The organism is Myxococcus xanthus, from assembly GCF_013116825.1.
GTDB classification, from domain to species: Bacteria; Myxococcota; Myxococcia; order Myxococcales; family Myxococcaceae; genus Myxococcus; species Myxococcus xanthus_B.
In genome coordinates this window covers 47,379-72,473 of sequence record NZ_JABFNS010000027.1, presented here as the reverse complement: position 1 = coordinate 72,473, position 25,095 = coordinate 47,379, and the positions used below count along the sequence as shown (strand labels likewise).

Here is a 25,095-nt window from a genome sequence, read left to right as displayed (position 1 = left end):
GGTCCGGGGGACGCGCGGAGTGAGGACCTGGGGGGGCAGGAACGGGAGGCGCTCGACGAGAGCGACTTCGAGTTCCGGATCGCCAGCTTCTGAGTTCATCGCGCGGGGGATGAAGCCCGCTCCAGCAGACGGCGTCGGGGGACAGCCGTCATCTCAAAGGGTGGCCGCGTCGGGACCGGGGGGCCGACGACCACATGACGCGGGCGTCGAGGACGCGTCCATCCAGAGAGGCGCTGGAGCGCGGACTTCCAGGGAGTGAGGGAGGGGGCGCGCCCCAGGCCCTCTGTCTCCAGAGGTTCCAAGGGCTCTGGAGGCGGAGGCCCCCTGGCTTTCATGCGATACGGTGCGGCCTCCTTCTCGATGGGAGTCCTCACATGAAGTCCGCGAAGTGGGCGGCCCTGCCGCTGTTGCTGCTGGCCGCCTGTGCCACCACGGGGCGCCAGGGCACTGCTGACGACTCGCCGCCGCGCCTCATGTCCTGGTCGGAGCAGATCGCCGAGCGCGAAGCCTGGCTGGAGAAGCGCCACGGCATGCTGCTGGACATGATGCGCCGTCATGGCGTGGGCATGTGGGTGGTTGTCAACGAGGAGTTCCACGACGACCCGCTCACCCAGTTCATCGCGCCGCCGCGGCCCTATGCGGGCAACCGGGACATCTTCGTGTTCGTCGACGCCGGGCCCGAGGGGCTCAAGCGCGTCGCGCTCTCCGGCTACTCGGAGGCCACGCTCGCGCGCTTCTTCGAGCTGCCCGAAGAAGGGCGCAAGCCGCAGGAGATCCTGGCGGACCTGAACACGCGCTATCAGCCCCGGACGATTGCCCTGGGCATTGGCGGCAAGCGCGGGGTGACGCGCAGCCTGACGAAGGACAGCTACGCCTTCCTGGTGGAGTCCCTGGGCGCGGAGGCGGAGGCCCGCTTCGTGAGCGCCGCGCCGCTCATCGAGGAGTACCTGGACACGCGCATCCCCGAGGAGTGGCTGCACTACCAGCGGCTGGTGATGTTGACGGAGGCCGTGGTGAAGGAGGCCTTCTCTCCGGAGGTGGTGGTGCCGGGGAAGACGACCGTCGGTGACGTGCGCCGCTTCCTCTATGACAGGCTCTGGGCGCTGGGCGTGGACACCTGGTTCCAGCCGGACCTGCGCGTGCAGCGCAAGGGCGCGGATGGCGCCAACTCGCGAGGCTTCCTGGCGCCCGCGAAGGAGGACGTCGTCATCCTCCGCGGCGACCTGCTGCACGTGGACTTCGGCATCACCTACATGGGGCTGAACTCCGACTGGCAGAAGATGGCCTACGTGCTGAACGAGGGGGAGACGGACGCGCCGGAGGGCCTCAAGCGGGCGCTGGCCAACACCATCGAACTCCAGGACGCGCTGATGCTGCGCGCCTCCCGTCCGGGCCGCACGTCCGCGCAGGTGTACACGCAGACGATGGCGGAGATGAAGGAGAAGGGCATCGAGGCCATGGTGTACAGCCACCCGCTGGGCAACCAGGGCCACGCGCTGGGCGCGAGCATCGACTTCCGTTCGGCCAGCCGGCAGGAGGAGGCCAAGACGTTGCGCCTGGGCTCGTACATCGCCATCGAGCTGAACACCGCCACGCCGGTGCCGGAGTGGGACGGGCAGAAGGTCTTCGTGATGCAGGAGGACCCGGCCTACCTCACCGAGGAGGGCTGGAAGTTCTTCGTGTCCAGGCAGGAGTCGTTCTACCTCGTGGGCCGCGAAGGCCAGGGCGGGCAGCGAAGTCAGGGCGCCAAGGGAGGCAAGGGCGTGACGACGCGTGGCATGCCCATGCTCTGAGCCCGGCCTAACCGCCTCGCCCGCTGACGTCCGCCCACGTGAGTCCGAAGCGGGCCAGGTACTTCTTCAGCCGGTCCGCGTCGTTGACGCTCTTCTTCTGGGCGCGTGACTGAGCGAACAGCATGCGCCCCGCGTCCGACAACGAGCGTGATGACCGGCAGACGCTCAGCACGTCCGCGAGCTGGACCCGGTCGAAGCGGTCCAGCTCGCTGGCGAGGTTCTCCCCCAGCACCTCCGCGACCAGGTCCCCGGCGACGACCGCCGCCTTCGCTCCGGAGGGCCGCCACTGCTCGCGCAGCCGTTCGAGCTCCTCGTCCACCACGTCCCGAGTTATCCGTCCGCCCGTCGCCAGCGTGGCCATGCGCAGCACCGCCGCGTTGAGGTCCCGGAAGTTGCCTGCCCACCTCGCCTCGGTGGACGTGGCGAAGTCCAGAAAGCGCTCCTGCGCCTCCTTGTTCATGGTGACGCGCGTGCCCACGGCCTCGGAGGACTGGTCCAGTTCGAAGAGCAGGTTGGGTGGGATGTCCTCCGGGCGCTCGCGCAGCGCGGGCAGTCGGAACGTCCACAGGTTGATGCGCGCGAGCAGGTCCTCCCGGAAGCGCCCGCGCTCGACCTCGACTTGGAGGTCCCGGTTGGTGCCGGCGATGAGCTGGAAGTCGCTCTCCACCTCGCGGTCCGCGCCCACGGGCAAGAAGCGCTTGTCCTCCAGCGCGCGGAGCAACATGGCCTGCTCGTCCGCGCCCAGCTCGCCGATTTCGTCCAGGAACAGCACCCCGCCATTCGCCTGCCGCAGCAGACCGGGCCTGTCGCTCAGCGCGCCCGTGAAGGCGCCCTTTACGTGCCCGAAGAGCGCGGACATGGCGCCGTCGCCCCGGAGCGTGGCGCAGTTGAGGTCCACGAAGGGGCCCGCCACGCCGCGCCGCGACTTCTTCAGCGCGTAGATGCGCCGCGCGAGCTGCGACTTGCCCGCGCCGGTGGGACCTGTGATGAGCAGGGGCGCGCGGGACTGGACGGCCACCTGTTCGATGCGCTCGATGAGGCGGTTGAACGCCGCGTTGCGGGTGTCGATACCGGACTTGAGGAAGGCCAGGCCTTCTCGCTGCTCCTGCCGGAAGCGCGCGGCCAGGGTGTCGTACTGGGACAGGTCCAGGTCGATGAGGGTGTGCGTACCCGCCCCCGCGCGGTCCCTGGGGTCGGGTGACACCTGGACCAGCTTGCCGGGGATGAGCCGGCTCTCCACCAGCAGGAACATGCAGATCTGCGCGATGTGCGTGCCCGTGGTGATGTGGACCAGGTAGTCCTCCGCCTCGGGGTTGAAGGCATAGCCGCGCACGTAGTCGAGCAGCGCGCCGTAGGTCTCCTCCAAGTCCCACGGGTTCTGGATGTCCAGGGGCCTGCCCCGCACCTCCGTCTCCGGTGACACCTGGCGGATGTCCCCCGCCAGTGTGGCCGCGAGCGAGGTCGCGTTCGGCGGATGCAACAGCTCCAGCCGGTGCACCAACAGGTCCTCCTGTTGGCACAGCGCCACCGTGGGCCGCCACCGCGCCCAGCGATGCGGCCCCTGCCCGTTGTCGAGCGTCGTCCCGAGCATCCCCAGGACCACCGTCTTGCGCGCGCGAGATTTCGCCATCGAGATAGGACTTTATCCGTGGAGATAGAGAATGCCAGCCCGCCTGGAGGGCTCCCCTCGGGAGCGGTGTTGGCACGCCGGCTGCTTTAGGCCTCCTCCGTGACCGGGACACAGCGCCCGGCGGACGACTGAAAGGTGGAGACGATGAGCCGCATCAACGGGAACTACGAGGTGCTGTCGGACGAGGCGGGCCGCCCCATCAAGGCGTGGACGGTGGGGGTTCCGTTCGAGGACGAGGCGAAGAAGCAGCTTCGCAACCTGCGCGGCCTCCCCTTCATCCACAAGTGGGTCTCGGTGATGCCGGACGTGCACCGCGGCTACGGCGCGACGGTGGGGAGCGTGGTCCCCACGGTGGGGGCGGTGGTGCCGGCGGCGGTGGGCGTGGACATCGGTTGCGGGATGATCGCCGTCCGCACGACGCTGCGGGCGGACCAGCTCCCGGACTCGCTGCGTGGGGTTCGCTCGGCGATTGAGCGCGCGGTGCCGCATGGCCGCTCCGACAACGGTGGCCGCAACGACGTGGGGGCGTGGCGTGTGGCGCCCGCGCGGCACCAGCAGGAGTGGGCGCGGTTGGTGGAGGGGTACGACCGCATCGTCGGGAAGCATCCGCGCATCGGCCGTGGGCCGGAGCTGTCGCACCTGGGGACGCTGGGAACGGGGAACCACTTCATCGAGCTGTGCCTCGATGAGTCGGAGGGCGTGTGGCTGATGTTGCACTCCGGTTCGCGCGGCGTGGGGAACCGCATCGGGAGCTATTTCATCGAACTGGCGAAGGAGGACATGCGCCGCTGGTTCATCAACCTGCCGGACGGGGACCTGGCGTACCTGGCGGAAGGGACGGAGCACTTCGAGGACTACGTCTTCGCGGTGAGCTGGGCGCAGGACTTCGCCGCGACGAACCGCGCGTTGATGCTGCAAGAGGCGGTGGACGCGCTGCAGGTGAGCGGTGAGCTGCCTCCGTTCGAGCTGAAGGACGCGGCGGTGAACTGCCACCACAACTACATCGCCCGTGAGCATCACTTCGGGAAGGACTGCTTCGTGACGCGCAAGGGGGCGGTGCGGGCGCGCGAGGGCGATCTCGGCATCATCCCCGGAAGCATGGGGGCGCGTTCGTTCATCGTCCGCGGGAAGGGGAACGCGGACAGCTTCCACTCCTGCAGCCACGGCGCGGGCCGGGTGATGTCGCGTGAGGCGGCGAAGCGGCGCTTCACGGTGGAGGACCACGTGAAGGCGACCGCCGGCGTGGAGTGCCGCAAGGACGTGGACGTCATCGACGAGACGCCGGCTGCGTACAAGCCCATCGACGCGGTGATGGCAGCGCAGGCGGACCTGGTGGAAGTGGTCCACACCTTGAAGCAGGTCGTGTGCGTGAAGGGCTAGAGACCCAGAGGTGACCATGCCGGGATGAAGACACCGAGGCGCCCGCGCTCCCCAAGAGGCCGAAAGGCCGCCAGGATGGGGGCGCGGGCGCCGCTATTTTCACGGGGGTGTCAGTGCGTGCCGGGTGGTTCGTGAGTCGCGAGCAGCAAGGAGGAGGTCGTCATGGTGCGCGTCGATGGTTCATTGGGAGAGGGCGGGGGGCAGGTGCTGCGCACCTCGCTGGCGCTGTCGCTGGTGACGGGCAAGCCCTTCACCATCCAGAACATCCGCGCGGGCCGGAAGAAGCCGGGCCTGCTGCGCCAGCACCTGACGTCGGTGAAGGCCGCGGAGGCCGTGGGGGCCGCGGAGGTGTCGGGCGCGGAGCTCGGCTCGCGAGAGCTGACCTTCCGGCCGAGCGCCCTGGCCGCGGGGAACTATCACTTCGCGGTGGGCACCGCGGGCAGCGCGACGCTGGTGCTCCAGACGGTGCTTCCGGCGCTGCTCCTGGCGGAGGGGCCTTCCACGCTGATGTTGGAGGGGGGAACGCACAACCCCATGGCGCCACCGTTCGACTTCCTCCAGCGGGCGTATCTGCCGCTGGTCCGTCGCATGGGGCCGTCCGTGGAGGCGACCCTGGAGCGTGCCGGTTTCTTCCCGGCCGGGGGCGGGCGGTTCCGGGTCGACGTGCGACCCGCGCCGCTGAAGCCACTGCACCTGCTGGAGCGGGGGCGCGTGGTCCGTCGCGACCTGAAGGCCGTGATTGCGATGATTCCGTTCGACGTGGCGCAGCGCGAGCTGGGCACGGCGGGGGCGGCGCTGAAGTGGCGGCCCGATGAACTCCGGACGGAGGAGCTGAAGCGTCCGCTGGGGCCCGGCAACGTGCTGGTCGCCGAGGTGGAGAGCGAGCACGTGACAGAGGTCTTCACTGGCTTCGGTGAGCGGGGGAAGCGGGCGGAGGCCGTGGCCGGACAGGTCGCTGAAGAGGTGAAGCGCTACCTCGACGCGGGCGTGCCGGTGGGCGAGCACCTGTGTGACCAACTGCTGCTCCTCGTGGCGTTGGCGAAGGGCGGCGTGTTCCGCACGCTGCCGCTGGATGGGCATGCCGAAACGCAGCTCCAAACCATCGCCCAGTTCCTGGATGTGAAGGTCGAGGTGCGGGAGGTGTCTCGCGAGGTTCGCGAGGTGGAGGTCCGCGCCTGAGCCCCAGGGGGCGCGTCTATTGGCGGGCGGCCCTGGGGCTCAGCGTCGCGCGCTCCGTTCGGAGGGCGGCCAGGCCCCATGACGGGTGGGCGTCTTCATGGCGCGCCGCCAGGAGCCGGCACCATGCATGTGCGGAGGAGGCGTCCGCGTGGCAGAGGTGCCTGAAGTCGAAATCATCACCCGGGACTTGCGGCATGCCGTCGTGGGCCGCCGCTTCGCGGGGGCGGAGGTCCTGGTTCCCGCCGTCGTTCGCTTCCCATCACCGCCAGACTTCATCGAGGCCTTGAAGGGGCGGCAGGTCACCGCCGCGAACCGAAGGGCCAAGTTCATCTTGCTCGCGCTCGATGGCGGGGCGACGCTCGCGCTGCACTTCATGCTCTTCGGAGAGCTGGCGCTGCGCCCCACGGGGAGTGAGCGCCCGTCTTCGACACTGGTGGTGCTCGAACTGGAGGGGGGCGCGGAGTTGCAGTTCACGGACTCTCTGGGATACGCGCGCATCGCCCTGGCGGCTTCGGCTGAGCTGGCCGCGCGCTTGAAGCTGGACGAACTCGGGCCGGAGGCGCTGGGGGAGGGGTTCACTCCGGCGGTGCTGGGGCGTCAGTTGCGGCGGCGGAGAAGTCCCCTCAAGACGGTGCTCCTCAACCAGCGAGTGGTGGCGGGGCTCGGCAACCGGGACGCGGACGAGAGCCTGTGGCAGGCGGGGATTGACCCACGCCGGCTGGCGTCGTCCCTCACGGCCGATGAGGTGGTGCGGTTGGACCGCGCCATCCAGGCGGTGCTCGATGAAGGGCTCCGCATGCGAGGCACCCAGCGAGACCTCTTCGGCGTTCAAGGCCAGGCGAAGCACCGGCGCAACGTGTTCGGCCGCGCTGGGGCGCCGTGCCCGCGCTGTGTCACGCCGGTCTCCCACCAACGCATCGGTGGGCGGAACACATACTGGTGTGCCACGTGCCAGCCCCTGACGAGCGCGCCCGAAGTCCCCGCGCAGTCCTCGCTGCTGTGATTCGCAAGGAATCGCACCGAGACGAGCGCCCTCCTGAAGCCAGACGTCTCGTGGGGCTTCGTTGCGTCCGTGCATTCACTTCGGACAGTCCGGTGTGTTAGAGCACGTCCCGATGCGCCGGGTTGCTGTCGCCTGCACTCGAGGCCAGCCCTGGTCATGAGGGGGAACGATGCCGTCAGGGATTGCATGGGGATTGTTAGGGCTTGCGTTGCATCTGGCACCGGATGCGTCGGGGCCACGGACGGCGCTGGCCGCGCCGCCGCGCGTTTCGGGTGTTTCCACCAGCGGCCTCCCGGTCAGGAGCGAGGTCTGCAACCACCCACCACCCGCGGTTCGAGATACAACGCGCGCGGCGCGTGCGAATGAGCTGCCCGACTTCGCCATCACCGACGTTGAGGCTCCATCGCGAGTCTATTGGCGGGGCCCCTTCGAGGTTTCGGTCACGGTCTGCAACGAGGGCAGCCGCGCGGGGAGCACGGACGTTTCGGTGTTTGCCTCCCGGGACCCATGCATCACCAAGGAGGACGCGTTGCTCGGCTCCGTTCCCTCGGGATGGCTGGGCGCCGGGGCATGTGAGTCACGTTCAATCACCGCTCGGAAAGACGCGTCGCACTCGGGGACGTGGTTCGTCGGGGCACTGGCCGACCCTGAAGCGCAAGTGGCCGAGGTGTCAGAGGAGAACAACTCGGCTGAAGGCGTCCCCGTGACGTTCGACTCGCTCCCGGATTTCGTCGTGGAGTCGGTGTCAATGCCTGCCGTCGTCCTTCCGGATGCTCATTTCCAGGTGTACGCCCTCGTGTGCAACCGGGGCCAGGGGGATGAGGTGACTTCGGTGCGGCTGTACCAGTCGCCAGACGCTCACATCGAGTCCGACGACGTTGTCCTGAACTACGTGACGGGGCTTTTCCTCCAGGCGGGCCGCTGCGAACGCGTCGTGTTCGATGGGTGGATACATCAGCCGGGCACCTGGTACGTCGCGGTCATGGCGGACGCGCTGAATGAGCGTCCCGAGGATGTGGAGAGCAACAACCTCAGTGCCGTGACCACCTTGGAGGTGGGCTCGATTCCCGACTACGTCGTTGCCGCGCTGCGGGCGCCACCCGTGGAGCTGAGCAACGGGACCCTTCCTGTGCGCACGACGGTGTGCAACCAGGGCACGGCCGACGGCGCCGCCACGCAGATGCGATTCCAGCTCCGTGCCAGCGAGCCCTCCGCCGAAGGCGTGCTGAGCGTCTCCTCGCGGAGCATCCCGGCCCTGGCCTCCCACCAGTGCACCGAGTGGGAGGAGCCGCTGGGCTCCCTGGGAAACGCGGCGCGAAGCTGGCGACTGGTGGCCACGGTGAATCCGGCCGGAGCGCAAACAGAGGCTCACCTGGACAACAACGACAGGGCCGTGGACGTTCTCCTGGGCACCCTGGCGGACCTCTCCGTCACCCGGGTCGCGCCGCTGACGCACGCGCTTGCTCCGGGTGACTTCTTCACCACGGAAGTCACCGTCTGCAACACGGGAAGCACCTCTGCTCCGTCGGTGGCGGTCCATGTGGCGCTGTCGGAAGACCCGGACCCTCGGGTGGGCATCCGTGTGGGGACCCGGTCCTTTGGCCCGCTTGGAAAAGGCTGCGCGGTGCTTCCCGTGGTGGGGACTGTTCCCGCGCAGGGGCTGCCAGACACGGTCTTCGTGAAGGCCTCCGTGGAGCTCTCCGTGCCACAAGGGGTGGACCCGCATCTGGAGAACAACGCGCTCCTGGGCCCCGAAGTGGGGATTGGTACGGGGCCCGACCTGGTCGTGACGAAGATCGAGACTCATGGCCGGGTGTCGTGGCGTGGAGGGGCGTTGCCTGCCGCGGTGTCGGTCTGCAATCGAGGCAGTGTCCAGACGCCGCAAGCGTTCATCCAGACGCTCTTCCTGCCAGAGCCGGACCTGGATGCCTCGCCGGGCATCGGGGGCCCGATGCTGACGGTGGCGCCGTTGGCGCCAGGGGCCTGCGTCGCGCTGGAGACGGTGATGACGGCGCCCCTTTTCGAGGGCGCCTGGCGGCCTGTGGCGTGGGGCGACGTCACCAACGCCGTCACGGAGTTGGTGGAGACCAACAACGATGCCGCGGGGGAGGTCGTTCAGGTGACCCAGATCAGCGGACTGGTCATCACCGACCTTCAAGCGCCCACGATGGTTCGGCTGAACGAGTCCTTCGTCGCGACCGCGACCGTGTGCAACCGGAGCCCGGTGTCACAGCCCGGCACGCGGCTCACGCTCGCGCTGCGCACGGAGGATGACTTCCCCGTCTCCGTGCTCTCCGACTATAGCGGGGCGCCGGGGCTCGTTCAGGGCGAATGCGCACAGGTGCGGCTGTACGGTGTGGCCAACGTGCCTCTGGAGGGGGCTTTCAGGTTGGTGGCCCAAGTGGGGGAGCCGTGGGGTGTGCGCTCACCCGAGCAGTGGCGCGCCCTCGCGTTCTCCGTGCCCATGGCGGTGGGGGGCCAGAACGACTTCGCCGTGACGGCCGTGAGTGCCTCCGGCGTCATCCGAAGGGGCGTCTCGTATCCGACGACGGTAACAGTGTGTAACCGGGGCCTCGGCATAGGGAGTGCCTCTGTGAAGGTCTATTTGTCCCGTGATGAGCACCTCGAGCCTTCGGGAGACGTCCGTGTCGGGCAGGCGAGCGTGACGCTCGGCCCGAGCCAGTGCCGGACGCTAACGGTGTCGTCGCTGGCCAACGTGAGCAGCGGGGACGTCTGGTACGTGGGCGCGCACGCGAGTGCGGGCAGCACTCCGGACCTGGTGCCCGCCAACGACGGTCGTGTGGGCTCGCGGGTCGTCGTGACACCCTGAGCCCGAGCGGGCAGGCGCGGGCGGGTGGGCAGCGGACACGGTGGCTGTTAAAACAGCCCCGTGTCCGACGTCACCCAATCCGCGCCACCTCCGTTCGAAGCCGCGCTGGTTCGCGCCAGCGAGGAGCTCGGCTTCCCCAGCTACTACCAGTCCTGTGTGCGCCCGTTGCTGCGCAACCCGGAAGGCCGTTGGCCGCGGTGCTGTGGCGGCGGGTGTGAGCCGTGCGCCCAGACGCTCATCCAGGTGGCTCTGCGCACCCTGGAGTTGATGGGGACGCCACGCCAGGCGCCGCTTCCGGACTGAGGCGGAGGCGACACGCATGTCCTCACCGCACCCGTTGTTGCTCGTGGATGACGACGCCGCGTTCCGCAAGGTCTATGGCGGGCTGCTGCGCGAGGCGGGCTACGAGGTGGTGGAAGCCGCGGACCGGCCCTCCGCTCGCGCCGCTTTCGACGCGCGCGACTTCCCCCTGGTGCTGCTCGACCTGATGCTGCCTCCCGACGGGAGTGTCTCCGCGGGGCTGGAGGGGCTCGCGGCGTTGCTGAGCGCGAAGCCTGGGACGAAGGTCATCGTCGTGTCCGGGGCAGGGGACACGCGGCACACGTTGGATGCGGTGCGCCTGGGCGCGTACGACTTCCTCACCAAGCCGGTGGACCCGGACGTGCTGCTGGTGGTGGCGCAGCGGGCGCTCGCGCGGGTGGGGTTGGAGCGGCAGGTGGAGGCGCTGCGCAGCTCGCTCACGCGCGCGGCGGGCGGTGTCTCCCTGGTAGGGCAGAGCGCGTCCTTCCTGGCGGCCACGTCCCTGGCGGAGCGCGTGGCGGCCAGTGCGCTGCCGGTGCTCGTCACTGGCGAGAATGGGACGGGGAAGGAGCTGCTCGCGCGCACCGTCCACCTCAAGAGCCGCCGCCACGACGGGCCCTTTGTTCCCATCAACTGTGGCGCGCTGCCGGAGTCGCTGCTGGAGAGCGCCCTGTTCGGCCACGTGAAGGGCAGCTTCACCGGCGCGACGAGGGACCACCGCGGCCTCTTCGCGGAGGCGGACGGAGGCACGCTCTTCCTGGACGAGCTGGGCGACATGTCGCCGTCCCTCCAGGTGAAGGTGCTCCGTGCGTTGGAGACGGGGGACATCCTTCCGGTAGGCGCGGACCGGCCCGTCCAGGTGGACGTGCGGCTCATCTCCGCCACCCACCAGGACCTGGGGCGCATGCTTCAGGAAGGCGCCTTTCGCGAGGACCTCTACTGGCGCGTGAAGGGCGTTGAAATCCGTCTGCCTCCCCTGCGCGAGCGCCCCGCGGACCTGCCGCTGCTGGCCAAGCACTTCCTCAATCAGTGCGCCCACCTGTGCCCGGACGGGCGCGCCCGGCTGTTGTCGGACGCCGCGGCGGAGGCCCTGCTGGCCCACGCGTGGCCGGGGAATCTGCGCGAGCTGCGCCATGAGATGCAGCGCGCCACCGTGCTGGCGGGAGAGCGGCGTGAAATCCAGCCCGAGGATTTGTCCTTCACCGGCAGCGAGCGGCTGCACGCCACTCGCGCGCCGGGCACCACCACGCTGGCTCAGAAGGTGGAAGCGTTGGAGCGGCGCGAAATCGAGGAGGCCCTGCGGCGCCTGAATGGCAACCGCACGCACACGGCGGAGGCGCTGGGCCTGTCGCGCCAGGGACTGCTCAAGAAGCTGGAGCGCTTTGGACTGACGTGAGTCAGAAGAGCCGGACGCCCAGGCCCAGTCGTACGCTGTAGCCCAGACGCGTGTGGCTTTCGCCCGTGCGCTCCTGGAAGGACTCCACGCCGAGTTGGCCCGCCGCCAGCGCCGACAGGTTGCTGCCCAGGTACACCTCCACGCCGCCACCGCCGAGCGCCTGGATGCGCCGCGACTGTCCGTTGGACAGGCCGATGTCCACCGGCACGTCCAACAACCCCAGCACGGACACCGTGTCCGCGACGCGCCAGCCCGCCACCAGCCCGGGTGATACGCGGAACAGCACGCCGGAGTAGTTCCGGTCATCCATGTACGTGGCACCCGAGTTCAGCACCACGCCCAGGCCCAGCGTGGGCGCCAGGGACAGGATGCCTTGCTCCAGCACCTGGCGCCGCACCGCGAGCTCCAGCGCGGCGGAGAGCTGGAACCACTGGAGCCGCGCGCGTGCCTCCAGTTCGAAGCCGGCGATGCCTTGCCGGAAGCCCACGCCGATCTCCGGTGCGCCCACGAAGCCATGGAGCGCCGTGGCTCCGTCCGGCAGCGTCACTGGCGCCAGCACCGCGCCCAGCGGGTCCTCGCTCGTGCCGCGAAGGAGCGCTGTGTCAGACGTCGTGACGCGCGGCGCTTCGTCGGCGGGAGCAGGGGCTGGCGCCTGGGCGGCGGACTCCAGGGAAACGAGCAACAGCGCGGACACGAGTGGGCCGAAGCAGCCGGGACGCATCATGCATGCACCCTACCCCGCAGAGCGGCGGGCGGAAACCCCAACGATTCCAGGGGCTTGTCGGCACCTTGCGTATTTGTCCGGCTTGGCGCGAAGATTTAGTAATTCATGGCTACCGCGCTCCCACAACCTTCCACGTATGCCGGACCGGAAGCCCTGGCCGACGCGGGGACGCGTCGCCATGCGTCACGAGGCCGGCCCCGGGTGTTGCTGGTGGATTCGGCGCCGGGCGCGCAGGCCGTGCTGGCCGCTGCGCTGGCGGAGGCGGGCTTCGAAGTCCTGCTGGTCGCGGGCGCGCAGGCCGCGTTGGCGTCGCTGGCGGAAGGTGGCACTGCGCCGCAACTGGTCGTCACCGAGGTGGAGCTCCAGGACGGAGACGGCTTCAGCCTGTGTGGTCAGGTTCGCGCGGACGCGCGCACGGCGCACCTGCCGGTGCTGCTGCTGGCCCGGCGTGAAGAGGATTTCCACCGGGACCTGGCGGGCGGCGTGGGCGCGGATGACTATCTGGCCCATCCCGTGGACGCGCGAGACGTTGTGGCGCTGGCCCGGCTCAAGGCGGGCCGGTGCAGCGGTGACGCGGCCTTCCAGTCGGACACGCAGGGGCTGCCGCTGACGGACGTGGCGCGAGCGCTGCTGGCGGGCGTCCGCTCTGGCCGCGTGGTGATGGCGGAGGGCCAGGGCTGGTTCGCCTTCCGGCACGGCCTGGTGGTGGACGCCGTCTTCAATGGCGAGCGCGGCAGCCTGGCCTTCCGGCGGATGCTCTGCTTCGGAGCGGGGGACTACTCGGTGATGCTGGGGCCCGAACTGCACAAGGGCTCGTTCACCATGGACCGCCCGTATCTGTGCGAGACGGTGCTGCAGGGCCTGGAGCGCTTCGACGCGCTGCGTGCCCGAGGCCTGCCGCTGGCATCGCGGCTGACGGTGGACTTCGCCCGGCTGGCGGAGATGCTGTCGTCGTTGCCGGAGGACGTGGGCGAAGTGGTGCGCCTCTTCGACGGGCGCCGCACGCTGCGCGCCATGTTGCTGGAGTGCCAGTTCCCGGAGGCGGTGGCGTACGAGGCGTCCACGCGGCTGTTCGCGCTGGGCATCCTGGTGCCCGCGTGCCTGGTGGAGGAGCGTGAGCGGGCGCGCTGTGGGGCCACGGTGCCTGGCTTCTTCGAGCCCGCGCCCTCCGTGGACGCCGTGCCGGTGGAGGCACGGGAGCCGGCCCCCGCTGCCTGTGATGGGGATGGGGCCTCCGCGCCCTGCACCCTGGTTGGAGGCTCTCAGCCTCCCGTCATCCTGGACTTCCCCAAGAAGGTCCCCGGCGCGCCGAGTGGCGCGGAGGGGCTGGAGGGGGCTGTCCGGTCCGACGACGCGGGCGTTTGAAGGGTTTGACTCGGCGGCCCTCGGTAGGGGACAAGGCCCGGCGCGGGGTGCTCCATCCGCTGGGCGCCCGTTGAGGCACACCCACCATGTCCGGTCACAATCGGTGGTCGAAGATCAAGCGCCAGAAGGCCGCGATGGGCGCGACCAAGGGGAAGCTGTACTCCAAGGTCGTCAAGGAAATCACCGTCGCGGCGCGGCTCGGTGGCGGTGAGCCCTCCGGCAATGCCCGCCTGCGCGTCGCGCTGGCCGCGGCCCGCGAGGCCAACATCCCGAAGGACACCATCGAGCGCGCCATCAAGAAGGGCACGGGCGAACTGGAGGGCGAGAACTACGAGGAGGTGACGTACGAGGGCTACGGCCCCGGCGGTGTCGCCATCCTGGTGGAGTGCCTCACCGACAACCGCAACCGGACCGCGGCCGACATGCGCTCCACCTTCAGCGCGTACGGGGGCAACCTGGGCGCCGAGGGCGCGGTGGCCTGGATGTTCCAGAAGAAGGGCGTCATCAGCGTGAAGTACGGCCCCTCCGAGGACCAGCTGATGGAGCAGGCCATCGACGCGGGCGCCGAGGACGTCATCATGCTGGGGGACGAAGGCTCCGAGGTGCGCACCGCGGCGGCGGACCTGCACACGGTGGCGGGACGGCTCCAGGAGTCGGGCCTGCCGCTGGGGCAGCAGCGGTGGGTGTTCCTCCCCCAGAACACCGTCGCGCTGGACGTGGACACGGCGAAGAAGCTCCTGAAGCTGCTGGACGCGCTCGAGGAGAACGACGACGTGCAGAACGTGCACGGGAACTACGAAATCGAAGACGCGATGCTGGATTCGTTGTTGCAGTAGCGGAGTCCTGGAACGGAGTGGAGCGTGCGCGTGCTTGGCGTTGACCCGGGAAGCCGGTTCATGGGCTTCGGGGTGGTGGAGGAGAAGCGGGGCCGGCTGGTGCACGTGGGCCACGGCGTCATCAAGGGCGATCCGGCGCTGCCGCTGTCGGACCGCCTGCGGGACTTGCACGGCGCGCTGACGGCGGCCCTGGTGAAATACCGCCCGGCCGCGGTGGCGGTGGAAGGCGTGTTCACCTTTCGCAACGCACGCAGCGCGCTGGTGCTGGGGCATGCGCGCGGCGTCGCGCTGCTGGCGGCGGCGCAGGCGGGGCTGCCCGTCTTCGAATACGCGCCGGCGAAGGTGAAGAAGGCGGTGGGGGCGGGCGGCGCGGACGGGAAGGACGCGGTGGCGCGGATGGTGCGGACCTTCCTGGAGCTGGATGCGTCGGTGCTGGAGCGCGCGGACGCGAGTGATGCGCTGGCGGTGGCGCTGTGCCACCTCAACCATGGGCGGGCCGCGGTACCGGCGGCGTCCGCGTCGGGCAAGAAGCGCAAGGGCGCGGCGGCGCTGCTGGCGGACCGGCTGGCGCCCGCGTACCGGCGTCCGGAGGCGAGATGATTTCGCGGTTGCGTGGGACGGTGTTGGAGAAGGACCTGGAGGACGCCACCATCGACGTGGGCGGCGTGGGCTACCGGGTGAACTTCTCCTCACTGTCGCTGGGGAAGCTGCCGGCGGAGGGACAGCCGGTGGACGTGCGTGTGCGCACCGTGGTGCGCGAGGACGCCTTCGACCTCTTCGGCTTCCTGACGAAGGGCGAGGAAGAGGTGTTCCTGCTGCTCAACAGCGTGTCGCGGGTGGGACCCCGGCTGTCGTTGATGGTGCTGTCCGGCATGGAAGTACCGGAGCTCGTGGCGGCGCTGTCGCGGGGCGAGGTGGCGCGGCTGGCGAAGATTCACGGCGTGGGCAAGAAGACCGCCGAGCGGCTGGTGCTGGAGCTCAAGGACAAGGTGAAGACGATTCACCTGGAAGCGGTGTCGCGCGGGAGCGCGCCGGCCGCCGTCAGCGGAGCCCATGCGGACCTGGTCTCCGCGCTGCTCAACCTCGGCTACAAGCAGCCCCAGGCGGAGAAGGCCGCGGACCTGGCCAGCGAACGGCTGGGGGCGGAGGCCACCTTCCAGGCGCTGTTCCGCGAGGCCCTCAAGGCGCTCCGCTCCGGCGGCTGATCGCTACGACACATCGGGTGTGACGGCGCTGTGACGGCAAAATCCGGGAGAACGGCTGGGCCGTACCGTCCTCTCTCCCCTTGAGAGCTTGAAAGACGCTGGGGCCAGAAGGCCCCAGTGTTGCCCTGTCTTCAAAAGTCGTCATGCGTCGCGTGATGACGGACAGCAGACGCGATTTCCTACCCGAGTCCGAGTAGGAGCATCCGGCATGGGTGACACTTTCCAGCTCCAGCGGCGAGGGCCGGCACGGCGCCGAGGATGAGGGTTGCATACATGACGTCATGGCGTGCCATTCCTGTGGGGCTGTTGCTGCTTTGCGGGGGAACTGCAGGGTGTGGGCCGCTGGTGGAAGGTGATGCGGGGGAGGAATGGGCGCGGGCCGTTCCCGGGTCGCAGGCATCTGTCGACGTGTCGACGGAGTCGTGGAGGCGCGAGGCGCCCGTCCTGTTTCCGCAGCCTTGGGCGGTGTGCAGCGACACGGCCCAGCGGCTGCGTGACATCCGACCGGGGCTGACGGGTTCGCAGCCGCAGGAGCTGGCGCGGGCGGGCGAGGTGCTCGTCTTCAGCGCGGATGACGGCGTGAGTGGCCGCGAGCTGTGGGCCAGCATCGATGGGGCGCGGCAGACGCTCCGGCTGAGGGACCTGCGGCCGGGCCCGGCGGGTTCGCAGCCTCGGAACCTGACGCGGGTGGGGCCCTGGGTCTACTTCGTCGCGGACGACGGCGTGCATGGCGCGGAGCTGTGGCGCACGGACGGCACGGCGGGCGGTACGGTGCTGGTGCGGGACGTGCGGCGTGGGACGGTGGGCGCAGCGCCTGAGTTCCTCACCGAGGTGGACGGCGCCCTCTACTTCACGGCGAATGACGGAGTGTCCGGCCGCGAGCTGTGGCGCACCGACGGCACGGAGAAGGGCACGGAGCGGGTGCACGATTTCCTGCCCGGCGCAGGGTCGCTCGCTCTGAGCCAGTTGACGGCGTGGGGCAAGGGCCTGGCGCTGGTGTCCGCCAACGCCGCGGAGACGGTGCTCTGGTGGGTGGACCGCCAGGGGCGGCCGGCGCGGCTGTTCTCCCAGCACGGCGCCGGGGTGATTTTCGGGCTGACGCCGGCGGGCCGGCACCTGTTCTTCCTGTTGGACCCGGGCACGGAGCAGGGCGAGCTGTGGGTGGCGCGCACGGCGCCGCCGTCCGCCGAGCGGGTGCGGACCTTTCCAGGTGACTACCCGGCGTACCTCGCCGCGCTGGATGAAACGCTGTACTTCCTGGCGGGGGCCAGCGACTGGTACGGCAACCCAGGCGACGCGGTGCACGGCGGCGAACTGTGGCGAAGTGATGGCTCGGCGGAGGGCACGGGGCTCGTCGGGGACCTCTGGCCAGGCCCCCACGGTTCAATGCCCAAGGAACTGGTCGCGCTGGGCGGCGAGCTGTACTTCACCGCGGACGATGGCGTGCATGGCCGCGAGCTGTGGCGGACCGACGGCACGGTGCAGGGCACGATGATGGTGCGCGACATCGCGCCGGGGCGGATGGGCAGCGTGCCCACGGGGCTCAAGGCCGAGTCCGGCTGGTTGTTCTTCTCGGCGGAGACGGCGGGGAACGGGCGCGAGGTCTGGTACAGCGCCGGCCACCCCTGGGTGACGAGTCGGCTGCTGGACATCGCGCCGGAGGCCGCGTCGTCGAATCCGTTCAACTTCGTGCGCGCCGGCTTCAACATCTTCTTCGCCGCGTCGGACGGAGACAGCGACCAGGAGCTGTACGCGGTACCCTTCCGCCCCTGGTGGCTCTGCTTCAGCCAGGACTGCTGAGCGCTAGGCGGCCCGCCGTGACGCGGGGGTGGGCCGCACGTCGCCGAAGTTGGGCGCGGGCAGGACGATGGTGGGCGACAGCCCGGGCGCCATGACGTGCGCGGTGAGCTGCGAGGACGGGTGGAAGTTGATGAACGCGCCCTCCACTGAGGACGTGCCCGCGAACAGCTTCTCCACCACCATGGAGGAGTACTGGTCCAGGGAGTCCTCGCGCGTGTTGCCGTTGAGGACGACCTCCCAGCCCATGTGCTCGGCGAAGCGGCGCACGCCGGGGATGGCGGACTGGAGCGGCGTGTAGCTCTCCGTGGCCACGCCATTCTCGCTGGTGACGAACACCTCGCGCGAGGTGGCCACCGCCAACGACATGTTGCCGCGCGTGTGGCCCGGGGTGCTCAGCAGCGCCGCGCCCTGGCCCAGCCACACGTCACCGTCCAGCAGCACCACGCGCTCGCGGGGGATGTCGGCGCCGCCCGGGACGAGCCACACCGCCTGCATGGGGTGCGGCTCCAGGGCCACTTCCCATTCGGCGCGCTGCACCAGCAGCCGGGCCCGGGGGAAGTACGCGGGCATGCCGTCACCGCCCAGCCAGCCGCGGAGGTCCTGGATGTGGAGGTGGTCGAAGGCCAGGTAGTCCACATCCGCCGGGATGAGGCCCAGCGCGGCCAGGTGGCTCTGCACCGAGCCGTGCCGCGTGGACATCACCTTGTCTGAGACGAAGGCGCCGTAGCGCTCGCGCAGCGCGCGGTAGAAAGGGGCGGAGACGCCGCGCTCGTGGTCGGAGGGGTTGAACAGCAGCGTGCGCCGCGCGCCCTCCCGGTCCACGAACTGCACCACCTGCATCCGGTTCGTCAGCATGACGTAGGGCGCCGGAGACGACGCCGCGCCGCTGAAGGCGAACTGGGCGGGGTAGGGGAAGGTGACGAGGTCGCAGGTGGCCACCGCGGCCACCGGGCCTTCCCTCACAAAGGCCTCCCTCGCATCCAACGCGGCCCGGCGGAGCTTCTGGAGCCGGAGCCCGGGCACGGGTTCGGCGCGCGCGCCGGCCAGGGAGGGGAGGGGACGAAACGCAGGGCTCGTGTTCATGCGGTCTCCAGGCTCGACTCTCGCACACGGCAGGCGCACTTCAATCGCCTCGGAGTATCGGCGGGGGGCTGTGCCTGGAACGCTGGGAGAGGGCCCCACCTTCCCCTGCCCGCGCCCGCCTGGCTGGCGGGTCCGGCGGCCGTCGGGATGTATCGCCGCCAGATGTGCGGCGACACGCGCGGCCTTCCTGTATAGGGTCCGGATGGTCATGGCGAGGAAGTCCGACACACTCTCGGAAGACGTCCTGCCCGAGGACGTCCGGCTCGAGGCTTCCCTGCGTCCGCGCTCGTTCGACGAGTACGTGGGCCAGGGGCCCGTCGTCGAAAAGCTCAAGGTCTACGTGCAGGCCGCGCGCAGCCGGGGCGAAGCCCTGGACCACTGCCTGTTCTCCGGCCCGCCGGGCCTGGGCAAGACGTCGCTGGCACACATCATCGCGAACGAGCTGGGCGTGGGAATCCACGTCACGAGCGGCCCCGCCCTGGAGCGAAAGGGGGACCTCGCGGGCCTGCTCACCAACCTCGACGCGCGCGACGTGCTCTTCATCGATGAAATCCACCGCCTCAACGCCGCCGTGGAGGAATACCTCTACCCGGCCATGGAGGACTTCCGGCTGGACATCACCATCGACACCGGCCCCGCCGCCCGGGCGATGAAGATTGATTTGCCGCCCTTCACGTTGATTGGCGCCACCACGCGCACCGGCCTGCTCACCTCGCCGCTGCGCGACCGCTTCCAGATTCAGGAGCGGCTGGAGTACTACGACGCCAAGGCGCTGGAGAGCATCCTCCACCGCTCCGCGCGCATCCTGGGCATTCCCCTGGACAAGGACGCCGCGCGCGAGGTGGCCAGCCGCTCTCGGGGCACGCCCCGCATCACCAACCGACTGCTGCGCCGGCTGCGTGATTTCGCGGAGGTGGAAGGCAATGGCAGAATCACCCTGGAGCTGGCGCAGAAGTCGCTGGACAGGCTCGGGGTGGACGCCAGCGGCCTGGACTCCATGGACCGCAAGATTCTGCTGACCATCCTCGACAAGTTCGGCGGCGGCCCGGTGGGCGTGGAGACCATCGCCGCCAGCGTGGGCGAGCAGCGCGATACCATCGAGGACGTGTACGAGCCCTTCCTGATGCAGGAAGGCTTCCTCCAGCGCACGCCGCGGGGCCGGATGGCCACGCACCGCACGTACCAGTATTTCAAGAAGCAACCACCGCCCACGACGCCCCAGGGCAGCCTCTTCTGAGATGCCATGAGCCAGGACACGCCTTCCTCACCGCCCCGCGTCCCCCGCGACTTCTACGCCGACCTGATGCGCGCTTCCCAGACGTCGCGCGCCGGCTTCCTCGCCGAACGCGAGCGCTGGCTGCGCGGCGTGCCCGTAGAGGGGCGGGAGGAGCTGCTGTTCGAGTTCGAGATGCTGCTGCGCGCGGTGGAGCGCTACCTCAACCTCAACACGGTGGTGGACGCGCGCGACAGGCCGCTCGTCACGCGTGACTTCCGTGAGGAACTGGCGGACGTGCGCGACGCCATGGACCGCGCCATCCGCGTCGCGCGCCACCTGCAGGACCCGGACAGCGACCAGAAGATGGTCTTCCGCAAGTACGTGGAGACCCAGCTCGCGGACGACCGCGTCCGGCGCGCGCTCATCGAAGAGCAGCTGGACCAGGAGACGCCGCCCGAAAGCCTCTTCGTGCTGCGCGAGGCCTTCGACGCGCTGAAGAACCTGCTGGACCACCTGCTCAAGCTACCGGCGGCGAACCTCGGCCTGTTCCAGGACGTGGGCAAGCTGTCCCTGCGGGAAATCGTCCTCAACCGCTACTTCCGTCCCTTCCGCCCTTTGGAGTTCCGCGTCGAATACGACCGGCTCCGGTCGGTGCGGCTGCTGGACACGCTGGTCACCCTCCAGGAGGAGCAGCGCACCGCCTTCACCACCGCCTTCCTGGGCCTCTTCCGGCTGCTGCACTACCTGGCCTACGTGGACGCGGAGGAGCAGCCGCCCTTCTCCCGCCGTGTGCGCGTGCTGCTGGCGCTGGTGCGCAGCGAGGCCACCGCGCTGGCGTCGTGGATGCACTCGGAGCTGTCTCCGAAGGCCGGCTCCAAGTCCCTGCAGGCCGCCACGCTGCGCGCCGCGCGCGACATCGCCCGGGAGACGGAGCGCGTGGCCCGCGAGGTGCTGGTCAACCTGGACCGCGACGCGGAAGCCCCCCTGCGCGCCGCGTCCGCCTTCACGGCGGTGCTGCGCACGCAGGTGGTGTCGCTGGTGGAGGCGCTGGCGCCCAACGGGGGGCTGGCCGACGGCGTCTTCGACGAACTGATGAGCCCGCAGGAGGCGGCGCTGCGCCTGCGCAAGGACCTGTGGGTCTACGCCCAGCTGTGCCGCGCCGCGGAGTCCCACTTGCGCGCCGAGGACGTCCCCGCAGCCGAGCGCGTGCTGGACGCCCTCAAGGGCTTCCTGGGCTACTTCCACGACGGCAGCTACCAACTGCTGCGCTACGGCGACTACGACGCCTTCGACCGCTTCACCTCGCTGTTGGTGGAGCTGCCCTGGCCTCCAGAAGGGCCTGGCATCCGCGCCCGGCTCGGCGAGGACCTGCGGCGCTTCATCCAGACGCTGGAGTCCACCTTCCACTCCGTCAGCCGCCGCACGCACCTCCAGGGCCGAGGCTTTGATCGCCAGGACGCAGAAGCCCTGAGGGACAGGTTCCTCACCACCCCCGCACGCTGATACAGGCCCGTCGTGGCGCTACTGGTCACCCCGCATGGCAGCCCCTGCGTGGGAGGTGTTGTCACGGCGGGTGTTTGCGTCGTTGAGTTCCTTGCGCTATGGACGCGCCCGTGTTGCATGGAAGACACGGGTTGGTGAGGAGGGGAAGGGCGCGGGGATGCCAAGGGCGGGGATGACAAATCCCCGACATCGGTGTCGCGGTTCAGGAGGGAATCAGCAATCCGCCACGGGGGGAGGGGCGCCAGGCCGGAACCGGTGCCCCTGAAGACGCACGAAAAAGCCGAGCAACTCCAAGGGGTTGGAGCTGATTTTCAAGCCCTCGGCGCTGCCGGGCATGTCACACGGACGTGGCATGCTGCTTGCTGGATTCGCGCGTCACATCAGACCACTGATGAACGTTTCCAGCCCTCCGGCGGGCCTGGAGCGGAAGCTCCGCAGCACCGAGAAGCCACGAGGCGACACCCACAATGCGACCGTCCTCCTACAACCAGCGCACTCTCTCGAAGATCGCCTCCCTGCAGGGCGTGGGACTCCACTCGGGTGCCCGGGTGACGCTCACCCTGCGCCCGGCGCCCCCGGGGCATGGCATCGTCTTCGTGCGCACGGACCTCGCCCGCCCGGTGAGCATCCCCGCGCTGGCGGAGTACGTGGTGGACACGTCGCTGGCCACGACGCTGGGCCGTGAGGGTGTCCGCGTGGGCACGGTGGAGCACCTGATGGCGGCGCTGGCCGGCATGGGCATCGACAACCTCCGGGTGGAGCTGGACGGTCCGGAAGTCCCCATCATGGACGGCAGCGCGGCGCCCTTCGCGGCGCTCATCCAGAGCGCGGGCGTGCGGGAGCAGGAGGCGCCCAAGGAGCTGCTGGTCATCCGCAAGGCCGTGTCGGTGGTGGACGGCGACAAGCAGGCCTCGCTCACGCCGGCCCGGCACTTCCGCATCAGCTGCACCATCGACTTCGAGCACCCCGTCATCCAGGGCCAGTCCTTCGACCTGGACTTCGGTGACCGGGACTTCGCGCGTGAGATTTCCCGCGCGCGCACCTTCGGCTTCCTGCGCGACGTGGAGAAGCTGAAGCAGATGGGCCTGGCCCGGGGCGGCTCGCTGGAGAACGCCATCGTCGTGGACGAGGTCTCCATCCTCAACCCGGACGGGCTGCGCTTCCCGGACGAGTTCGTTCGCCACAAGATCCTGGACGCCATCGGCGACGTGTCCCTGTTCGGCCGGCCCGTCGTCGGCCACATGACGGCGTACAAGACGGGCCACGCGCTCAATCACAAGCTGGTGCGCAAGGTGATGTCCGACCCGAGCTGCTACGAAATCGTTCCCGCCCGCCGCCGCGAGCTGGAGGGCATGGGATTGGGCTTCTCTGGACTGGCCGGCGCGCTGGACTTCGAGCCGCTTGTCGCCTGACGTCATTAACTTGCAGGTCCGGTAAGGCTCGGCTAAGTGGGCGGGATATGCTCAACCGTCCCACCCGCGTCATCCTCGCCGCGCTCCTGGCGGCCACCTTCACCGCCGGCTGCAACAAGGAGAAGGCGCCGGCCACCGCTCCCGCGGCGCAGCAGGCCGCGGGTGAGCCCGCGCCCGACACTGTCGTCGCGACGTTCGGCGACGGGCAGAAGATCACCTACAAGGAGCTCAACGAGCGCCTCCAGGAGCCGCTGGCCAACCTGGAGAAGCAGAAGTCGCAGCTCCTGAAGCGTGGCCTGGACGGCATGGTGACGGAGAAGCTCGTGGATGCGGAGGCCAAGAAGCGCGGCCTCTCCCAAGAGGCGTACCTGAAGGCGGAGATCGACGACAAGGTCCCCGCGCCCACCGAGGAGCGCATCAAGGAAGTCTACGACGGCGCCGCTGGCCAGCTGCCCGAGGGTTCCACCTACGAGCAGATGAAGCCGCAGATCGTGGAGTTCCTGACGCAGCAGCCGAAGCAGGAGCGCGCGCAGGCCCTCTTCGAGGAGCTGCGCAAGTCCGCCAATGTCAAGCTGACGCTGCCGGAGCCGCCGCGTCCCCCGGTTGTCCGCAAGCAGGTGGCCGCCACGGGCGCCGCCAAGGGCGGTCCTGAGGGCGCGCCCGTCACCATCGTCGAGTTCAGCGACTTCCAGTGCCCGTTCTGCAGCCGCGCCAACCCGGCGCTGGCGCAGGTGCAGCAGGAGTACGGCGACAAGGTCCGCATCGTGTTCCGCCACTTCCCGCTCGACTTCCACAAGGAGGCGCCGAAGGCCTCCGAGGCCTCGCTGTGCGCGGGCGACCAGGGCAAGTTCTGGGAGATGCACGACCTGCTCTTCGCCAACCAGCAGGCGCTGGGCGTGGACTCCCTGAAGAAGTACGCCGCCGACCTGAAGCTGGACACGGCGAAGTTCAACGCCTGCCTGGACTCGGGTGAGAAGGGCGCCATCGTTCAGAAGGACCTGGCCGAGGGCAAGCAGGCGGGCGTGTCTGGCACCCCGGCCTTCTTCATCAACGGCATCCTGCTGTCCGGCGCGCAGCCCTTCGAAGAGTTCAAGAGCATCATCGACGCGGAGCTGAACGCGCCGAAGAAGTAGTTCCCGGCAGTCGGAGAGGTGGGCAGTGGCGACACGACCCAAAGCCACGCCCCGCCTCACGGGTGATGCGGCATCGCTCGACCTGGAGCGGCCGCTCGCCCAGGGGTTGTCCCCCTCCCGTCCCCTCCAGGCCTGGTTCCACGGGCCGGAGGGGATGGTCCTCCTCCAGGAGCCGCCCGGCTTCGCTGGCTTCCTCGCCGGCAGCCTGCGCACCCTGTCGGTGGAGGAGGTCTTCGCCCACGTCCTGTCCGGCATCCGCAGCGGCCTGCTGGCGGTGCAGCACGCCACGGGGCGCCGCACGGTGTCCTTCCGCGACGGACAGGTGGTGTTCGCCACCTCCACGGAGCGCTGGGAGCGGCTGGGCGCTGCGCTGCTCCGCCTGGGCTTGTTGACACAGGCGCAGCTGACGCAGGCCCTGTCGCGCGTGACGCCGTCGCGCCGCATCGGCCAGGTGCTGACGTCGGAAGGGCTCGTCTCCGAGGCCAACCTGTACAGCGCCATGACGTACGTGGTGCGTGAGGTGGTGCTCAGCCTCTTCGAACTGGAGGACGGCAGCTTCGTCTTCGTCGAAGGCCCCGCGCCGATGGCGGACGTGGTGAAGCTGCCTGAGCGCACGCGGGACCTGGTCCTCACCGGCATCAAACGGGCGGAGCTGGTGTCGCGCCTGCGCCGGCGCTTTCCGGACGACACGCGCGTCACGCTGGGGCCCGAAGGACCGCTGCCGGGTGAGTCGCGGTTGTTCGCCAGGCTGGCGGACGGGCTGCCGCTGGCCAGCCTGCGCGCGTCCTATGAAGGTGGCCCGCACGCCTTCTACACGTGGCTCGAGGAAGCGGTGCGCGGCGGCAACGTGGCCGTCCATCCCGCGGCGCCGCCTCCAGTCCAGGCCCCCGCCGTGGAGGGCATGGCCTGGGAGCTGCTGTCCGCGGAGGAGCGCTACAACCTGCTGTTGTCCCTGGTGCACCGGGCCCTGCGCGAGGCCGGAAGGGACACGGACCTGCTGCGCGGCTTCCTGGACGCGCCGCCGCAGGGCCTGGAGGATGCCTACGCCGGGGTGACGCTGGCGGCGGACGGGCGCGTGGACGTGGCGCGGCTGAGGGCCAACCTCTCCACGGGCGGCGAGGCGGTGGGCCGGGCCCTCACGTTGGAGGCCCTGGACGCCTTCGTGTCCTATGCGTTGTTTTCAGCGCGAAACGTCCTGCCCGCGGACGTGGCGGAGCGGCTGTCCAACACCTACCGCACCCTCCAAGGAGGACTGGTCTAGGGGTTCGCCCGTGCCCACGTTCGCCGTCACGGCGTTCGGGGCGGGG

At 69.7% G+C, this 25,095-nt stretch carries 20 protein-coding genes; 17 read left to right on the top strand and 3 right to left on the bottom strand.

All coding sequences use genetic code 11. The features are described from left to right. The first annotated feature begins 374 nt into the window (after positions 1-374). Positions 375-1,793 carry a M24 family metallopeptidase gene (locus HNV26_RS10500; RefSeq protein ID WP_171441781.1) on the top strand — a complete coding sequence of 473 codons (1,419 nt, stop codon included), beginning with the start codon at positions 375-377 and terminating at the stop codon, positions 1,791-1,793. Positions 1,794-1,800: 7 nt separating this feature from the next. Here the strand turns inward: HNV26_RS10500 and rtcR are convergent, their stop codons facing one another. Continuing rightward, positions 1,801-3,423, bottom strand: coding sequence for an RNA repair transcriptional activator RtcR (gene rtcR / locus HNV26_RS10495; RefSeq protein ID WP_171441782.1), 1,623 nt, complete (start codon positions 3,421-3,423; stop codon positions 1,801-1,803). A gap of 144 nt (positions 3,424-3,567) precedes the next feature. Here rtcR and HNV26_RS10490 point away from each other — a divergent pair, with 144 nt between their 5' ends. The 6 genes from HNV26_RS10490 to HNV26_RS10465 all read left to right on the top strand — a co-directional run bounded on the left by HNV26_RS10490 (position 3,568) and on the right by HNV26_RS10465 (position 11,511). Beyond that, positions 3,568-4,803 carry an RtcB family protein gene (locus tag HNV26_RS10490; protein ID WP_171441783.1) on the top strand — a complete coding sequence of 412 codons (1,236 nt, stop codon included), beginning with the start codon at positions 3,568-3,570 and terminating at the stop codon, positions 4,801-4,803. A gap of 162 nt (positions 4,804-4,965) precedes the next feature. Continuing rightward, positions 4,966-5,982, top strand: a complete 1,017-nt coding sequence (gene rtcA, locus HNV26_RS10485; protein WP_171441784.1) for an RNA 3'-terminal phosphate cyclase — start codon at positions 4,966-4,968, stop codon at positions 5,980-5,982. A gap of 148 nt (positions 5,983-6,130) precedes the next feature. Continuing rightward, entirely contained in the window at positions 6,131-6,985 is an 855-nt protein-coding gene (mutM, locus tag HNV26_RS10480; RefSeq protein ID WP_366816833.1) for a DNA-formamidopyrimidine glycosylase, read from the top strand. 169 nt (positions 6,986-7,154) lie between these two features. Then, the gene (locus HNV26_RS10475; protein ID WP_171441786.1) at positions 7,155-9,815 is read left to right on the top strand and encodes a CARDB domain-containing protein; all 2,661 of its coding nucleotides are present in this window, start codon (positions 7,155-7,157) and stop codon (positions 9,813-9,815) included. 60 nt (positions 9,816-9,875) lie between these two features. Continuing rightward, on the top strand, positions 9,876-10,118 hold the full coding sequence (locus HNV26_RS10470) for a hypothetical protein (protein ID WP_171441787.1): 243 nt from the start codon (positions 9,876-9,878) through the stop codon (positions 10,116-10,118). 16 nt (positions 10,119-10,134) lie between these two features. Beyond that, positions 10,135-11,511, top strand: coding sequence for a sigma-54-dependent transcriptional regulator (locus tag HNV26_RS10465; protein ID WP_171441788.1), 1,377 nt, complete (start codon positions 10,135-10,137; stop codon positions 11,509-11,511). Between the two features lies 1 nt (position 11,512). Here the strand turns inward: HNV26_RS10465 and HNV26_RS10460 are convergent, their stop codons facing one another. Then, positions 11,513-12,235: a hypothetical protein gene (locus HNV26_RS10460; protein WP_171441789.1), complete on the bottom strand. Its 723-nt coding sequence runs from the start codon at positions 12,233-12,235 to the stop codon at positions 11,513-11,515. A gap of 105 nt (positions 12,236-12,340) precedes the next feature. Between HNV26_RS10460 and HNV26_RS10455 the strand changes: the two genes are divergently transcribed. The 5 genes from HNV26_RS10455 to HNV26_RS10435 all read left to right on the top strand — a co-directional run bounded on the left by HNV26_RS10455 (position 12,341) and on the right by HNV26_RS10435 (position 17,441). After that, a complete protein-coding gene (locus tag HNV26_RS10455; RefSeq protein WP_171441790.1) occupies positions 12,341-13,600 on the top strand; it encodes a response regulator in 1,260 nt (419 codons plus the stop codon). Positions 13,601-13,686: 86 nt separating this feature from the next. After that, positions 13,687-14,436 (top strand): YebC/PmpR family DNA-binding transcriptional regulator, encoded by a 750-nt coding sequence (locus HNV26_RS10450; RefSeq protein WP_140864744.1) that lies wholly within the window; start codon positions 13,687-13,689, stop codon positions 14,434-14,436. 24 nt (positions 14,437-14,460) lie between these two features. After that, entirely contained in the window at positions 14,461-15,036 is a 576-nt protein-coding gene (gene ruvC / locus HNV26_RS10445; protein ID WP_011554951.1) for a crossover junction endodeoxyribonuclease RuvC, read from the top strand. Continuing rightward, entirely contained in the window at positions 15,033-15,641 is a 609-nt protein-coding gene (ruvA, locus tag HNV26_RS10440; RefSeq protein WP_171441791.1) for a Holliday junction branch migration protein RuvA, read from the top strand. Before ruvC ends, ruvA begins: the two co-directional genes overlap by 4 nt. 408 nt (positions 15,642-16,049) lie before the next feature. Then, positions 16,050-17,441 (top strand): ELWxxDGT repeat protein, encoded by a 1,392-nt coding sequence (locus HNV26_RS10435; protein ID WP_366816832.1) that lies wholly within the window; start codon positions 16,050-16,052, stop codon positions 17,439-17,441. A 3-nt stretch (positions 17,442-17,444) separates the two neighbouring features. Here the strand turns inward: HNV26_RS10435 and HNV26_RS10430 are convergent, their stop codons facing one another. Continuing rightward, the gene (locus HNV26_RS10430; protein ID WP_171441793.1) at positions 17,445-18,524 is read right to left on the bottom strand and encodes an MBL fold metallo-hydrolase; all 1,080 of its coding nucleotides are present in this window, start codon (positions 18,522-18,524) and stop codon (positions 17,445-17,447) included. A gap of 202 nt (positions 18,525-18,726) precedes the next feature. On the opposite strand from HNV26_RS10430, the gene ruvB reads away from it, so the two are divergent. From ruvB to HNV26_RS10405, 5 genes are all read left to right on the top strand, one after another. Further along, a complete protein-coding gene (ruvB, locus tag HNV26_RS10425; RefSeq protein WP_171441794.1) occupies positions 18,727-19,761 on the top strand; it encodes a Holliday junction branch migration DNA helicase RuvB in 1,035 nt (344 codons plus the stop codon). Positions 19,762-19,767: 6 nt separating this feature from the next. Further along, complete coding sequence (locus tag HNV26_RS10420) at positions 19,768-21,243, top strand: hypothetical protein (protein ID WP_171441795.1); 1,476 nt, start codon at positions 19,768-19,770, stop codon at positions 21,241-21,243. A gap of 467 nt (positions 21,244-21,710) precedes the next feature. Further along, complete coding sequence (gene lpxC, locus HNV26_RS10415) at positions 21,711-22,655, top strand: UDP-3-O-acyl-N-acetylglucosamine deacetylase (protein ID WP_171441796.1); 945 nt, start codon at positions 21,711-21,713, stop codon at positions 22,653-22,655. A 47-nt stretch (positions 22,656-22,702) separates the two neighbouring features. After that, the gene (locus tag HNV26_RS10410; protein ID WP_141592050.1) at positions 22,703-23,788 is read left to right on the top strand and encodes a thioredoxin domain-containing protein; all 1,086 of its coding nucleotides are present in this window, start codon (positions 22,703-22,705) and stop codon (positions 23,786-23,788) included. Positions 23,789-23,813: 25 nt separating this feature from the next. Beyond that, on the top strand, positions 23,814-25,049 hold the full coding sequence (locus HNV26_RS10405; RefSeq protein ID WP_171441797.1) for a DUF4388 domain-containing protein: 1,236 nt from the start codon (positions 23,814-23,816) through the stop codon (positions 25,047-25,049). The last annotated feature ends 46 nt before the right edge of the window (positions 25,050-25,095 follow it).